Raw genomic sequence first — 14,176 nt, forward strand, 5'->3', positions numbered from 1 at the left:
TGGCTTGTCCTTTTACTGCTCGTCCGGTGATCCCAATTCCCGGCCATGGCCGGGAGGCGGGATCACTTAACGGTCCACATCCGACATAACGAAATCGATACTGCCCAGATAGACGATGAGGTCCGACACCATGCTGCCCTTGATCACCGAGGGGATCTGCTGCAGGTGAGCAAAGCTCGGGGTGCGGATCCGGGTCCGGTAGCTCATGGTGGAGCCGTCACTGGTCAGGTAGTAACTGTTGACCCCCTTGGTCGCCTCAATCATCTGGAACGACTCGGCAGCGGGCATCACCGGGCCCCAAGACACTTGCAGGAAGTGGTTGATCAGGGTCTCGATGTGCTGCAGGGTGCGCTCTTTGGGCGGCGGCGTGGTGAGGGGGTGATCCGCCTTGAAGGGACCCTCCGGCATGTTCTTCATGCACTGCTCGATGATCGACATGCTCTGGCGGATCTCCTCGATCCGCACGGTAGCTCTGTCGTAGGCATCGCCATTGCTGCCGACCGGCACTTCAAAGTCGAACTGATCGTAACCGGAGTAGGGGCGCCACTTGCGTATGTCGAAGTTAAGGCCGGTGGCGCGCAATCCGGCCCCCGTGGTGCCCCAGGACAACGCCTGCTCGGTGGTGTAGGCAGAGACGCCTATGGTGCGACCGCGAAGAATGCTGTTGCGCATCGCCGCTTTTTCGTAATCCATCAGCCGCTTGGGCAGCCAGCTTAGCAGGTTGTCCTGCACCAGCCGCTGCCATCCCTTCGGCAGGTCGTGGGCCACACCGCCGATACGGAACCAGGCCGGGTGCATGCGGGCACCGGTGATCGCTTCGATGATGGTGTAGATCTTCTGCCGGTCGGTGAAGGTGAAGAAGACCGGGGTCATGGCCCCCACGTCCTGGATATAGGTCCCGAGGAACAAGAGGTGGCTCTGGATGCGGAACAGCTCCGCCATCATCACCCGGATCATGTCGACCCGCTGCGGCACCTTGATGCCGGCCAGCTTCTCGACCGCCAGCACATAGGGGAGGTTGTTCATCACCCCGCCCAGATACTCGACCCGGTCGGTATAGGGGATGTAGCTGTGCCAGGACTGGCGCTCGCCCATCTTCTCGGCACCACGATGGTGGTAGCCGATGTCGGGCACGCAGTTGCGGATCTCCTCGCCATCGAGCTGCAACACCAACCGGAAGGCACCGTGGGCAGAGGGATGGTTGGGGCCGAGGTTGAGGAACATGTAGTCCTCATTCTCGTTGCCGCGGGCCAGCCCCCACTCTTCCGGTTTGAACAGCAGGTTCTCCTGCTCCATGTCCTGTTTGGCGGCATCGAGCATGAAGGGATCGAATTCGGTGGCGCGCGCCGGGTAATCCTTGCGCAGCGGGTGACCCTGCCAGCTCTTGGGCATCATGATGCGGGTCAGATGGGGGTGACCGTCGAAGGTGATGCCCATCAGATCCCACACTTCCCGCTCGTACCAGTTGGCATTGGGGAAGTGGTTGGTGATGGAGGGCAGATGCAGGTCACTCTCGGCCAGCGCTACTTTCAACATCACATCGGCGTTACGGTCGATGGAGATGAGGTGATAAAAGACGGTGAAATCGCTCTGGGGCAGACCGTCGCGATGGCTGCGCAGCCGCTCGTCAGTCGCACTCAGATCGAAGAGCATCACAAACGGGGAGGGCACCTTGCGCAAAAAGCCCATCACATCCTGCAGCAGTTCGCGGGGGAGCCAGACCACCGGTACGCCGGTGCGCGTGGTCTGCACGGTGAAGTGCTCGGCCCCGAAGTGGGCAAACAGTTCGCCAATGACTTTGGCATCCTTGTGGTCGCTGGGCTGCCACTGGGCCATGGCGTAATTGCTGGGAAAATCACGAGTCAGTTTCATGGTCAGATCTCATCCGGCGTGCGCAGGTTGGTCACATTGATCCGTTCGCCGCGCTTGCGCTCTTTTTCGGCCTGCATCTGGGGACGGTAGATCCCCTGATCGCCCACTACCCAGGAGAGGGGGCGGCGCTCTTTGCCGATGGAGTCCTGCAGCAGCATCAGGGCTTGTAAAAAGGCTTCGGGACGGGGCGGGCAACCCGGAATGTAGACGTCGACCGGCAGGAACTTGTCCACCCCCTGCACCACGGAATAGATGTCATACATGCCGCCGGAGTTGGCGCAGGCCCCCATGGAGATCACCCACTTGGGTTCGAGCAGCTGTTCATACAGGCGCTGGATGACTGGCGCCATCTTGATGAAGGGGGTCCCTGCAATCACCATGAAGTCGGCCTGACGGGGCGAGGCTCGGATAACTTCGGCGCCGAAGCGGGCCACATCGTGGGGGGAGGTGAAGGCGGTACACATCTCCACATAGCAGCAGGAGATGCCGAAGTTGTAAGGCCAGAGGGAGTTTTTGCGGCCCCAGTTGACTGTGTCTTGCAGCACCTCCTCGAGGCGGCCCATCATGATGCCGCGCGTAGCTTCTTGCGCCAGTGGATCATCGACGGTCTGGCGCTGCTCCTGGGGGTAGCGCTCAACGGGTGCATCCGGGTCAATCCGGGTCAGGGTGTACTTCATGGTGCAACCTCAAGGAAAGGGTCTGTGGTTCAATCACTGTTTTTGTTGTTCAACTGCGGTTTGCGCGGTGACCAGTCCAGTGCGCCGATGCGCCAGAGGTAGATCAGGCCGATAAGCAGCAGTCCGATGAAAATGGTGGCTTCAATAAAGCCGACCCAGCCACTCTCCCGCACGGAGACAGACCAGGCAAACAGGTAGAGCGCCTCGACGTCGAAGATGACGAAGAACATGGCGACCAGATAGAACTTGGCGGAAAAACGCAGGCGGGCACTGCCGACCGAGTCGACACCAGATTCAAATGGCTTGTTCTTGGTGCGGCCGTAGGCACGACCGCCCAGCAGGGCGGCGAGGCCTATCATTACCAGACAGATGGTGATGGCACCGATGACATAAATGGCAAAAGCCCAATGTTGAGCAGAAATATCAGCAAACATAGAGGTTTTTCCTAACCAAATTAATCAAGTGACTTAACAATAATGTTACGCATTATGACACTTTCGCACTGATTTACATGTCATTTTTACGGGTTAATTATTAATCGGTTAACCGGTAATTAAATTTTGTTAAGAAGTGCACTTTTTTGTTGGTTATGGCGGGCGGGAAAGGCCTGTAAAGCGCAGAGAGCTGCTCCTCGTTATCACCTGAAAGGGGTAAATGCCGCGGGCGAAGCCGGATCAGGTCGGTATCGCGGGCAGGGGGCACAGGTGGGAGAAGAGCGTGATGGCGGGTGAGATAGGGGGTGGCAAGAGCAATAAAAAGAGAGGCTTTCAAGCCTCTCCTGTCATCGCGTTCCGGTTTCGAGCGTGGGGCGGTCAGGGTTTATTGGCGACTAGCAAGACCTGATCCGGGTAGGCGCCAATGGAGCGAAGACCGATATCTCCCGAGGTGATATCCAGATACGCCCGCTGACCATTGGCGGAGGTTACCGTGCTGCTCATCAGATAGACATAGCCCTCATTGACCTCTTTACCGCCCCCCGCCATGGCGCGCGGGAAAATGGCTTCATTGAGAGAGGGCTTGTAGCAGGCATGCTCGACCAGGGTTGCCAGCTCCTTGATGTCGGGCAGGCGCCACTGGCTGATACCGCCGAAGTGATAGAGAGCATGGCTGCTGTCACTGCGGATCCGCTCCGCCACTTGCAGCCCCTGCTGCCAGTAGTAAACGGTCGGTTCCCCCAGGCAACTGCTGCCACTCCATGTCTGTCCCAGTTTGCAGCGCATCCAGGTGAGGCCGGTGTGTTGATCCGTGACAGTGCCGTTGCCATGGTCAAGAAAACGGGCAGAGGGGGCGGTGCGATCCATGGTGTCATCACAGATGGCAGCACCGTGGGCCAGGGGGGCCATCAGTGTCATCATGGCGAACGAAAAGCGATAAAGGCTCATGATATTCCTCGGATTATTGGGGAGTGGCGACCAGTCGTACCTGCATCAGCTCGATATAGGTATCTTGCTGCACCAGCGCGGGATAGGTGGTGCCCGCATCTTCTCCCAGGAGCAGGACTGTGCGTTTGCTGATGGGGCCACCGGAGAAGCGCTGGGCGGTGTTGCTGGTGGCGCTCCAGTAGTAGCCATCGTAGGTGTCATCTTCCGAGGAGGCGATATCCGGGAAGTAACGGGTATCCACGATGATGCGCTGACCCAGCGGGTCCTTGGCCAGGCTACCGTAGTGCATCAGTGACATCAGCTCACCCATGGTGGGCAGCCGCCACTGGCTGATGCCGCAGCGCTGCTCGCCATTGAGCCACTGCTGATACGCGCGGGTGGTCAGCATGGTGGTCAGCGCCTGTGCCCGGGCGAGGGCCGCCAGATCTCCTTCGGCGGTGAGCTGTTCGATCCTGTTATGAATATGCTGGTAGGCCGCTTGCTGCTCGCCTGCGGTCGCCTTGAACTGCTCATCCTCATAGGCAAAGGGTCTGCTTTTCCAGTCAGGACTCAAGGGATCATCCGATTTGACCTCCCACACCAGACCGGTATTGAGATCCTTGACGCACTGCCAGCTCGGCGCGTTGTCGGGGAGAACCTGACCGCGATCATCGAGTTTGCGATAGGCAAGCTGGGGACGAGTGCGATTCCAGCTGGCATCTTGTCCCGGATAGTCATCGGGTTCCTGTTCCAGCAGCGGGTCGTTGCCATCGCTGAAGGTGGTGACGCCGGTGACGGTCAGCAGGTTGCGTGGCTGCTGCTGCACCAGCAGGGTCAGCAGCTCGCTTTGGGTCTCTTCAGCAAACTGGCCGTTGCGCTGCCACTCCTGAGCCAATTGCGCCAGCATCAGGCTGATGGCGCGATAGCTGGTGGTGAGCAACTGGGTCTCCTTGGCTGTGGCAAGGCGTGTGCGGGCCTGTTGCTGCAAGCTGATCGCCACCTGCTGTAGCGCCTGATCAAACTGGCCGAGACCTGCGAGGGCCGCGCGGTCGCTGCCTGGTTGCAGCGGCGCGAGATCGGCCAACATCTGCGTCAGTGCGCGATCGGCGGCCACCCCTTCGGCAATGCGGCTCTGCCACAGGGTGCTGAGCAGGGTTGGTTGCAGCCGTTGTGGATCCCCTTTGGCGGCCGGATGTGCCAGTAGCAGGCCTCCGCTCCTCGGTACGAAAAGCAGGGGCGAGTTGACGATGTTGGCCGAACGGCTGACCAGGGCCACAACTCCTTCGCCGCTGACGGCAGGGTCGGCAGGATCACATTGCCAGTTCTGATCCAGATCGGCGCACAGGGTACCGGCGGTTGGCAGGGCGACATCGACCCGGTAGTCCGGGATCGCCAGTGGTGCGTTATCTTCCCCGCCGCCACAGGCGCTGAGCAGGGCTGAGAGGGTTGCAATAACCAGTACGGATGGTTTCACTTCACATTCCTTGATTCGGTCACAGGTTCACGGGGGCGGTAACCCCCGTGGTACAGGATTCAACGGCGCGGGGTGCTCCGGCGCCAGATGCGGGGCCAGAGGGCCAGCAACAGCAGCAGGGGGGAAGTCGTGCCGCCACCCCCTTCATCCTGCTCAAGGGGAATGATGCCGGTGTTGGGCAGGGCTTCATCCTTGTCGCAGCGGGCGCCGACTTGCTGGGCGACCCGCCAGTTGCGCAACTGACCGGTGTCACCGGCGCTGGTGTCGTTGATCTCCAGCAGCCAGCGGCCAGCGAGCGGTTCGCCGTGCAGCTTGTCCAGCGATTCGAACGGTACCAGTTCACGGGGAAACTCCCCCTTGAGCCGGGTATGGCTGGCGTAACCCTTGTTCCACAGGCTAATCCGGGTGCCGTAAGGGGAGGTGAGCCAGATCTCCAGCTGCTCCAGTTTGCTGTGCTCCAGATCGAGGGCTACCACGAATCCGCTGTCGATGCGGGCCTTGCTCTCGGGCAGGGTGAGAGTGAAGCGGGACAGGCCGTGCCGTTCATCGCTCACCGCATCCTTGATCTGGCCACCCTGGCCGATGGCCCGTTGCCAGAGCGGTTCACCGATCGGCAGTTGCAGGTCAAGGCGGGTTTGGCGCTCGGTGGGGCTGGGCAGGGTGAGCTGGAACTGCAGCGGCAAGGTGACTGCCTCGCCACAGGTCAGGTTGCTCGCCGCTTCCAGCGGCAGGGTCCAGCGGGCGCTGCCATCGGCGTTGAGCTCTCCCTGCCAGTGACCGTCACCCATGAGCCCCTTGGTCGGGATCAGGCTGGCGTCAGCCACGGTCAGGGGGCGGCCGCTCTGGTTGGTCAATTCGATGGCGAGGCTCTTTTTCTCCCCGGGCAGCAGGTAGCTGTCATCGGCAAGGCGGGCCGCGATGGGCGTGGGCAGCAGGGCGTGGTGGCGGAAGGCCTGCTCCAGCAGCTTGCCATAGCTGCGGTCCGGATAGAGGCGGTTGGCGGTATCCACGGTGACCCGCGCCAGCTGGGGCATCCGCACCTGCGGGCCGAGGCCGAAGTGGGATTCAATCAGCAGGGTATCGAACTCGTCACGGGCTACCTCGCCATATTGTTCAACGGCCTGGCGCAGCGCGGTGAAGAGCGGGGTGCCCCACAGCTGGTCGCCGTTGCTGCCGTTGATGGTGAGGTGAGCCGGATAGAGGAAGCCCGGATGATAGCGCGCCCGCAGATCATCGAGCTGACGGGGCGTCCGGCCGCTGATCCTGGCATCCCAGTTGAAGACCATGAAAGGCTCGAACTGGCGAGCCTCTGGACTACGCTGGCGCCAGCTGGCGGCCAGATAGTCGCTAAAGCCCTCGCCGATGGCGCCCCAGTCACCCTCTTCTCCCATGTCGGGCAGGATATGGTGCTGCACCGCATGGCCAAACTCGTGCCAGATCACCATGGGATCTTCCGCATCGGGTACCCCGATCCGGCCAATTTCCAACCGGCGCAGGAAGGGGTCATAGAGAGAGTTGTCCTGCTCCCCGGCATCGGTATCGATGGCCAGGGGGCCGCCCATCAGCGTCGGGTAGCCAAGGGATTCCACATGGCGCTGGGCCAGATCCAGATGGTAGTAGCCATTGATATCGAGGAAGGCGGGTTGCTGGTGATCCAGCTGGAAGCCATCGGCATCAGGGCTGCTAAAGGGGGCAGTTTCCGGCGCCGTGCCATCCACGACCCGGGCGCGTGGGCCATTTAGCTGGTAGGTGTCATCCACCTTTTGTACCCTGAGCGGCACGGTGCGATAGGCCCCGTTGTCCAGCACCAGATCGTGGCGCCACAGCAGGTTGCCATCTTGCAACTGGGTGCGTGGGTCGAGGGCAAAGATGCGGGCCTGCACCGTAGCCGCTTCCCCTGCCAGCGGGACCGCTTCGGCACGGGTGTTGGCCTCTTGCAGCGTGCGCCCCAGCAGGGCGTTGCCATCGCAGGTGACAAACAGTTGCCAGTGGCTGCTCTTGCTGTTGCCCGGCTGGCTTTCCACCGCCAGCAGACGCCAGGCCGCAGTCAGGGTGTCGCCATCCTGCCAGTACCAGGGCTGGGCTTCGTCACTGCCAGCGAATTGCCACACCGTACTATCCAGCGTGGCGGTATAGGCATCCACCCCGGTGCGGCTTGCTTCATCACATGGAGCCGCCTGTGCCTGCATCAACCGGGTATTGTGATAAACGCGCCACGGGCGACCCTGCTCATCGAGACTGACGGCGGCCATCAGGCCGGCGATCGGTGCGCCATTGAGCTGCTGACGATAATGCTGATAGTGGCCCAGCTTGCCTTGGCGCTGATAGGCCGGGGCATCACTCAGGGTGACGCCGAGCTGCTGTTCGAGCCAGAGGCGGGGATCGGCCGGGGCGTCCTGTTCGACAAAACGCAGTTCGGCGGCCTGAGTGGAAAAGCCAGCCAGCCCCAGCAAGAGGGCGGGCAACAGGGGTTTCATAGTGGTACTCCCAATCAGCGGCAGGGTCATTGATTGATCCCCGCCAGATGCAACAAGAAGGCAAATTCACGAGCCCGATCGCCACCACCGGCGCGGTGGCCTCCCTCCAGTTCGGTCAGCAGCAGGTAGGGGCCGGAACCCGTGCTGTGCTCCCGCAGGCGGGCCAGCCACTTGACCGGCTCCCAGTAGGGCACCTGGCTGTCGTGCAGGGCGGTAGTGACCAGCAGGGGCGGGTAGGGTGCGCGGTGCAGGTTGTCGTAGGGGCTGATGCGGCGCATCGCCTGATACTCTGCGGGCTTGGCCGGGTTGCCCCACTCCTGGTACTCCTGACGGGTCAAGGGGAGGGCGGGATCACTCATGGTGCCAAGCATATCGACGAAGGGAACCTGCAACACGGCGCCGCTAAAGAGTGTCGGTTGCTGGTTGAGGGCCGCAGCAACCAGTGTGCCCCCCGCGCTGCCCCCCATGGCAAACAGGGGCAGGGGAGCGGCGTCGGGCGACCAGTGGCGCAGGGCGTGACCGGCTGCGATAAAGTCGCTAATGCCGTTCTGCTTGTGGATGCCCCGTCCGTCGCGGGTCCACTGCTCCCCCAGCATGCCGCCGCCGCGCACATGGGCGATGGCGTAGACAAAGCCCCGATCCAGCAGGCTTAACAGCTCTTTCTGGTAGTAGGGGCGCATCGGCGTGCCATAGGCGCCATAGCCGTAGAGCAGTACGGCGCGAGGGGCCAGATCTTTGCGCCACACCAGCGAGACAGGCACCCGGGTGCCATCGGTAGAGGTGATCCAGCGCCGCTCGCTCTGATAGGGCAATGCTTTATTGCCTGCGGTGTGCTGGTCGTTGATCCACTGGCCGCTGTTTAAATCCAGCCAGCGCTGGCCGGGGGGCTGGCTCAAGCCCTGACTGCGCACCAGAATGCGGTCGCTGGCCGGGTCATGTTCTCCTTGCAGCCAGCCGGTACCGGCGCCACTGGCCAGCGGCAGGCGCTGGCGTTCATGGCCGTTGCGATCGAGCAGGGCGAGCCAATCCTCCCCCTGCTGGCGAAACTGCACCACCAGATGGCGATCAAACAGTCGCCACTTCTCGGGATCGCCGAGATCCTCCCCTTTGGCGGGCCACAGGCGCTGCCACTCACCGAGCGGCGTGCTGGCTGAGTAGAGGGCAAACGCCCCCTCCCGGTTGCTCTTGATCACCCAGCCGGATTGATTGTCCAGATAGTATTCCACCCCGCGCTGGCGGGGTTTGACCTGCTGCGGCTTGCCCGAGTCGAGCAGGTACTGCTCCGAGCTGTCGTGGTTGTTGCCCTGCAACACCAGATGCTGGCCATCCGTGGTGCGATAGAGGCTGAGCAGCCAGGCGGGATCCTGCTCCTCATAGAGAGTCTGCTCCTGGCCATCCTGCCAGCCGCGCAACTGCCAGGGGCGCAGGGTGTAACGCTCGTTGGCGATGGTGTAGAGGGTGCGACCATCTTGTGACCAGGCGAGATCAGCGCTGCGCTGCGCCAAACTGGCCAGCGCCTTGCCGCTTTGGAGATCGAGCAGGGTAACTTGATAGTCGAGATCGCCGCGCCTGTCTTCGGCGATGGCCAGTGTGAGGTTATCCGGGCTCAGGGCCCAGCCGCCCGCTTCGTAATAGCCCTCACCCGCTCTGGCGGGAAGCAGCTGCTGCACCTTGCCCCCGTGGCGTTGCCAGAGTGAGCCATCCGGGCGCAGCTGCCATGCCTGATCGCCGCGGACAAGCCAGTTGTCTGGCACGGGTTCCCCTGCCGGATGGCGGGCAAATTCGGCGCGCAAGGTTGCTTCCAGCGGCTGCTGCGCGGCGAGTTGCTGCTCGCTCCAGTGATTTTGCTGTTTGAGCAGGGCGCGTATGGCCGGGTTGCTGCGGCTCTCGTCCCGCAACCAGAAGTAGGGATCCTGGCGTACGGGATTGCCTGAAATCAGGTGCGATTGGGACGGGATCGGCGGTGGCAGGGCCTCTTGCGCCCACGCCAACGGGGCGGCCAACAGGGCCGCCATGATTGCATGATGTTTCATCACATCCCCACGAAACGGTAGCTGAGGCTGGCTGACAGGTAGCGGCCGCTCTGGCTGTAGAGGGAGGTATCGCTGCCAGCCGGAAGTCCGGCCACATCCTGATAGCGGACGTAGCGGGTATCGAGCAGGTTGCCGATGGTGGCATTGACCTTGAGCGCCTCGGTGATCTGCCAGTCGCCGGTGAGATCCAGACTGAACCAGCCTGCGCTGCTCTGGCAGGCACCGTTGTAGCCAGTCTGCGCATTGGCGCATTGGGGCACCTTGGTCATGGCGGCGGCATAGTTGCCACTGAGCTCAACCCCCCAGTCGAGCTGTTGCCAGCGCAGGGTGGTGTTGCCTTCCAGCGGTGTCTGGGTGCGCAGCGGCTCACCGCGGTGATCCTTGCCATCCATCCAGGCCAGATTGGTCGAAAGCTCCCACTCGTCGCTCAGCCAGAGGCTGGCGGCCAGCTCGGCGCCCCAGGTTTCTGCTTTGGCGACGTTGCGATATTGGCGCAGGAAGACACCGTCATCGAGGCGAAAACCGGTCTGGCGCCAGTCGATGAAGTTGTAGTAGCGGTTGTAGAAAACGGCCGGTTTGACGCTCCAGTTGTCGCTTTGGCCATTCAATCCCCACTCCAGACTGTGGCTGGTCTCCTCCTTGAGGTTGGGGTTGGCAATGATCTCGAATGGCGGCATGGCAAAGTAGTGGGGAATGTTGCCGTAAACCTGATCGTAAGCGGGGGCGCGGAAGCCGTTGGCATAGCTGAGCCAGCTGCGCCATGTTTCGTTGAAGCGGTAACTGGCCGCCACACTGGGGGAGATGTGGTCGCTGTGGTTCTCAGCCAGATTGCTGTCCGGTGCGCGCAGGCGCTGGCGGTCAAAGCGCAGGGTCGGGGTAAACTGCCAGCTGCCCAGATCGATCACATCGCTCAGCCAGATGCCATCGCGGCGGGTCTCGGCCTTGCTGAAGGGGGCTTTCTGACCCTGGGTGGTGATGCCATCTTCCTGGGTCAGATTGCTGACCGGCCGCTCGTGGTTGGCCTGCTCCAGCTCCACACCGTAGCTGAAGGTGTGATCCAGCGAGCCGGTGCTCAGCTTGCTCTGCAACTCCAGCTCGCTGCCAAGGCGCAGCTCCTCGAACGTGGAGAGGGTGCGCTGGCTGCGATATCTGGGATAACCGCTCAGGGCATCGTTGCGCAGCAACTGGCGCTGGTTGGCTTCGTTGCGGGACTGATTGCCAAACAGGCTCCAGTTGAGGGTATCGACCATGCCCAGCTCGCTGGCTTCCCAGCTGAACTTGCCGCCTTGGGTGCGCTGATCGCCATCTTCCTGAAAACCGACCACGTCCCAGCTGCCATCGGGTTGGGGCACCGCTTTGGGTCCCATCTGGCGTTTGGCGTGATCCTCGTAGTAGTCCAGCTCCAGCCGCAGAGCGTGATGGGCATTGAGGGGGAGGCGGCTGCTGGTGGAGGCGCTCATGCCATCCAGGTCCGCCGGAATGCGGTTCTCTTCAAAGTTGGCGGTTTCGTTGCCACGCCAGCCGGAGAGGCGCAACAGATGTTCGCTCTCCAGTGCCCGTACCGCGCCGGTCATGCTGAGCTTCTTCTTGTTGCTGTCGCCACCGTAGAGAGTCTTGGCCGCCAGATAGCTATCTTGCTGTTGCAGATAATCTTCCGGCTGCTTGGTATTCATCACCACGGTGCCGCCGATGGCATCGGAGCCATGCAGGGAGGAGCCGGCCCCCTTGGCCACCTCAATCTGCTTGATGTCATCAAGGTCGAAGTTGAAGCGACCCACCTTGTCATTGATGTTGTCGGCGCCAAAGCCGTCGCTGACGCGCACCCCATCCTTGATCAGCAGGATACGGTTGCCACCGATGCCGCGCACGCTGATGTTTTGCGGTCGCCCGGCAGAGCCGGTGACCGAGACACCGGGGATCTTGCGAAACACATGAGTCAGCTCGCTGGCGACCTGACGGTCCAGCTCTTCCTGAGTGATGACGGTGATGGAGCCGGAAACATCGGAGAGTTTCTGTTGTACCCGTTGCCCGGTGACAATGATGGTGTCGTCGCTGCGAGCCTTCTCCACAGGGGGAAGATCGGCCGCGCCAGCGGAGGCACACAGGAGTGCCGGCCATGCCTGAAGCAGTTTGTTCATAATGATAATTGTTTTTATTTAAGCCTGAAGGACGGCATTATTGCAGAGGCCTGACCACTTGACAATAAATGGAAATCATTATCATTAAGATCTTATGGTGTTGATATTATTGAGTTATTTGTTTTTAAAAAGAGGCTCCCGCGCGAAGCGGGAGCGGGGGGATTAGGGCTTGAGCAGTTGCAGCGACTCTTCTGCGGCCTTGCCTTGAGAGAGGGTGATATCGACCCGGCGGTTCGCCTGGCGATGTTCGGGGGTGTCATTGGCAAAGCGGGGTTGGGTGTCGGCAACCCCCTGAGCGATGACTCGTCTGGCATCCAGCTGGGGGTTGGTCAGCATGGTCTGCACGATGGAAGAGGCCCGCAGCACCGAGAGCTCCCAGTTGTTGCGATAGAGCTCCACCGGCGCCTGGGAGTTGTCGGTATGGCCGGTGACCACTACCTGCCCCGGGATATTGGCCAGAATGCCGGAGATCTTATGGACCAATGGAACGAACTGAGGCTGCAGGAACGCCGAATCGGCGGGGAACAGCGCCTTCTCGCCGATGCGGATCACCAGCTGACTGCCAAGCTGCTCGACCTCCAGATCCTTCGATTCAATCTGGGCCTTGAGCTGCTGCTCCAGCTTCTGCTTGGTCACCTGCACCCACTCCTGCTCCCGGGTCTTGTGGGGCCAGGCTTCGGTGGCGCTCGGTTTTTCAGAGGCACCTATGGTCTCGTTGAAGGGGTCCGATGCCGCCATGGGGGCATCTTTCTCCAGCACAGTCTCCTCTTTCGGGCTGCTCGGCGTAGTTTTTGATTCCGGCTCGAGAATCCCTGTGCCCCCCTGCATCAAAGGTGAGCCGGCAGGCGGGGAGATGAGGCCGATTTTACCCAGCGACTCGATAAAGCCCTGGATAAGCACCCGGGTTTCGGACTGCTTGGCCATGGCAAAGGAGTAGAGCACCACAAACAGGGCGAACAGCAGGGTCATGAAGTCGGCATAGGAGACCAGCCAGCGTTCATGGTTCTCCGGTGCTTCAGCCTTTTTCTTTTTGGCCACCGTGACCTCCCAGATAAGGTTCGAGGGTAACTTGCAGGCGCGCTTGGGACTCGCCATCCACGATGCAGAGAATGCCGGTCAGGGTCATCTCCTTGTAGTGGCGGATCTGGTGGGCAAACCCTTTGTAACGGTTGCCGAACGGCAAGAAGATCAGGTTGGCGGCGGATACCCCGTAGATGGTGGCGATAAAGGCCACCGCGATGGCGCCGCCCAGCTTGTCGGGAGCATCCAGCAGACCCATGGCGTGGATCAGGCCAAATACCGCCCCGACGATCCCCATGGTCGGGCAGTAGCCGCCCATGGCTTCATAGAATTTGACCGTCTGTTCGAGATCTTCCTGCTCGAACTCGATCTCGTTCTCCAGCACCTCGTGTATCTTGGTTTTCTCGTAACCATCAACCATCATCTGCACCCCTTTCTTCAGGAAAGGATCCTTGATCTCGTCGATCATCCCTTCCAGCGCCAGCATGCCGCTGCGGCGGGCGTTGCCTGCCAGGGTCTCCAGCAACTGGGCCTGTTCATGCATGTCGAGCTTGAGGGGGGAGAGCAGCCATTTGAAACGCTTCATGGTGCTGCCGACGACGGAGAAAGGGAACTGGGTCAGCGCAGCACCTATGGTGCCACCGATCACAATGAGGAATGCGGGCAGATCGAGCAGTGCACTGGGGTGCCCCCCCTCGATCATGTTGCCGCCAAGGATGGCGATCAACGCCAGTACCAAGCCAATCAAGCTCATTTTTTACACGTCCCTGCATGTTGATAATGGCTAGTGTAGCTACTTAAGTATCAGTTTTTCAAAATGAAATCCAATCACTGAGCAATTAATGGGCGCTGGGCAACGTCCATAAAAGAAGGCGTGTTTCGGTCATAAGATGGCATTGCAATCATCTTGTTGCTCCTGTTGTGACAGGAAGGAGCGCTTGTCGGGTGGGGCAATCACAAAAGCAAGGTAGGGGGCGGGTGCTGGCAATACGAAAAGCAGTGATGTTCCATCAGTGCTTTGCAAACCGGGGGATGAGTGCGTGGATGATCTGCCACTGCGTGGCTCTGGCTCACTTGTCGGCATAGGTGTTTGCCGGAAAGCAAAAAACCGACCCTGAGGTCGG

At 61.1% G+C, this 14,176-nt stretch carries 11 protein-coding genes; all 11 read right to left on the reverse strand.

From position 1 onward, the window contains the following. Nucleotides 1-66: 66 nt before the first annotated feature. The 11 genes from nuoC to ACW5XC_RS05810 all read right to left on the reverse strand — a co-directional run bounded on the left by nuoC (nucleotide 67) and on the right by ACW5XC_RS05810 (nucleotide 13,806). Nucleotides 67-1,872: an NADH-quinone oxidoreductase subunit C/D gene (gene nuoC, locus ACW5XC_RS05760; protein ID WP_042056102.1), complete on the reverse strand. Its 1,806-nt coding sequence runs from the start codon at nucleotides 1,870-1,872 to the stop codon at nucleotides 67-69. Nucleotides 1,873-1,874: 2 nt separating this feature from the next. Beyond that, the gene (locus ACW5XC_RS05765; RefSeq protein WP_005344917.1) at nucleotides 1,875-2,549 is read right to left on the reverse strand and encodes a NuoB/complex I 20 kDa subunit family protein; all 675 of its coding nucleotides are present in this window, start codon (nucleotides 2,547-2,549) and stop codon (nucleotides 1,875-1,877) included. A gap of 29 nt (nucleotides 2,550-2,578) precedes the next feature. Then, nucleotides 2,579-2,983 carry an NADH-quinone oxidoreductase subunit A gene (locus ACW5XC_RS05770; RefSeq protein WP_005344919.1) on the reverse strand — a complete coding sequence of 135 codons (405 nt, stop codon included), beginning with the start codon at nucleotides 2,981-2,983 and terminating at the stop codon, nucleotides 2,579-2,581. A 100-nt stretch (nucleotides 2,984-3,083) separates the two neighbouring features. Beyond that, entirely contained in the window at nucleotides 3,084-3,320 is a 237-nt protein-coding gene (locus tag ACW5XC_RS05775) for a hypothetical protein (RefSeq protein ID WP_143182519.1), read from the reverse strand. 41 nt (nucleotides 3,321-3,361) lie between these two features. Beyond that, nucleotides 3,362-3,931: an Lcl C-terminal domain-containing protein gene (locus tag ACW5XC_RS05780; protein WP_042056100.1), complete on the reverse strand. Its 570-nt coding sequence runs from the start codon at nucleotides 3,929-3,931 to the stop codon at nucleotides 3,362-3,364. A 13-nt stretch (nucleotides 3,932-3,944) separates the two neighbouring features. Further along, the gene (locus tag ACW5XC_RS05785) at nucleotides 3,945-5,384 is read right to left on the reverse strand and encodes an Lcl C-terminal domain-containing protein (RefSeq protein ID WP_042056099.1); all 1,440 of its coding nucleotides are present in this window, start codon (nucleotides 5,382-5,384) and stop codon (nucleotides 3,945-3,947) included. A 59-nt stretch (nucleotides 5,385-5,443) separates the two neighbouring features. Further along, complete coding sequence (locus ACW5XC_RS05790; protein WP_080771416.1) at nucleotides 5,444-7,891, reverse strand: proprotein convertase P-domain-containing protein; 2,448 nt, start codon at nucleotides 7,889-7,891, stop codon at nucleotides 5,444-5,446. After that, nucleotides 7,888-9,894, reverse strand: coding sequence for a prolyl oligopeptidase family serine peptidase (locus ACW5XC_RS05795; RefSeq protein ID WP_042056097.1), 2,007 nt, complete (start codon nucleotides 9,892-9,894; stop codon nucleotides 7,888-7,890). Before ACW5XC_RS05795 ends, ACW5XC_RS05790 begins: the two co-directional genes overlap by 4 nt. Beyond that, nucleotides 9,894-12,032 (reverse strand): TonB-dependent hemoglobin/transferrin/lactoferrin family receptor, encoded by a 2,139-nt coding sequence (locus tag ACW5XC_RS05800; RefSeq protein WP_042056095.1) that lies wholly within the window; start codon nucleotides 12,030-12,032, stop codon nucleotides 9,894-9,896. Before ACW5XC_RS05800 ends, ACW5XC_RS05795 begins: the two co-directional genes overlap by 1 nt. Nucleotides 12,033-12,194: 162 nt before the next feature. Next, nucleotides 12,195-13,070, reverse strand: coding sequence for a flagellar motor protein MotB (locus tag ACW5XC_RS05805; protein ID WP_143182518.1), 876 nt, complete (start codon nucleotides 13,068-13,070; stop codon nucleotides 12,195-12,197). After that, the gene (locus tag ACW5XC_RS05810) at nucleotides 13,048-13,806 is read right to left on the reverse strand and encodes a flagellar motor protein (protein WP_042056089.1); all 759 of its coding nucleotides are present in this window, start codon (nucleotides 13,804-13,806) and stop codon (nucleotides 13,048-13,050) included. Before ACW5XC_RS05810 ends, ACW5XC_RS05805 begins: the two co-directional genes overlap by 23 nt. Between the last annotated feature and the right edge of the window lie 370 nt (nucleotides 13,807-14,176).

This window comes from Aeromonas sp. 25-AL00135 (genome assembly GCF_054052385.1).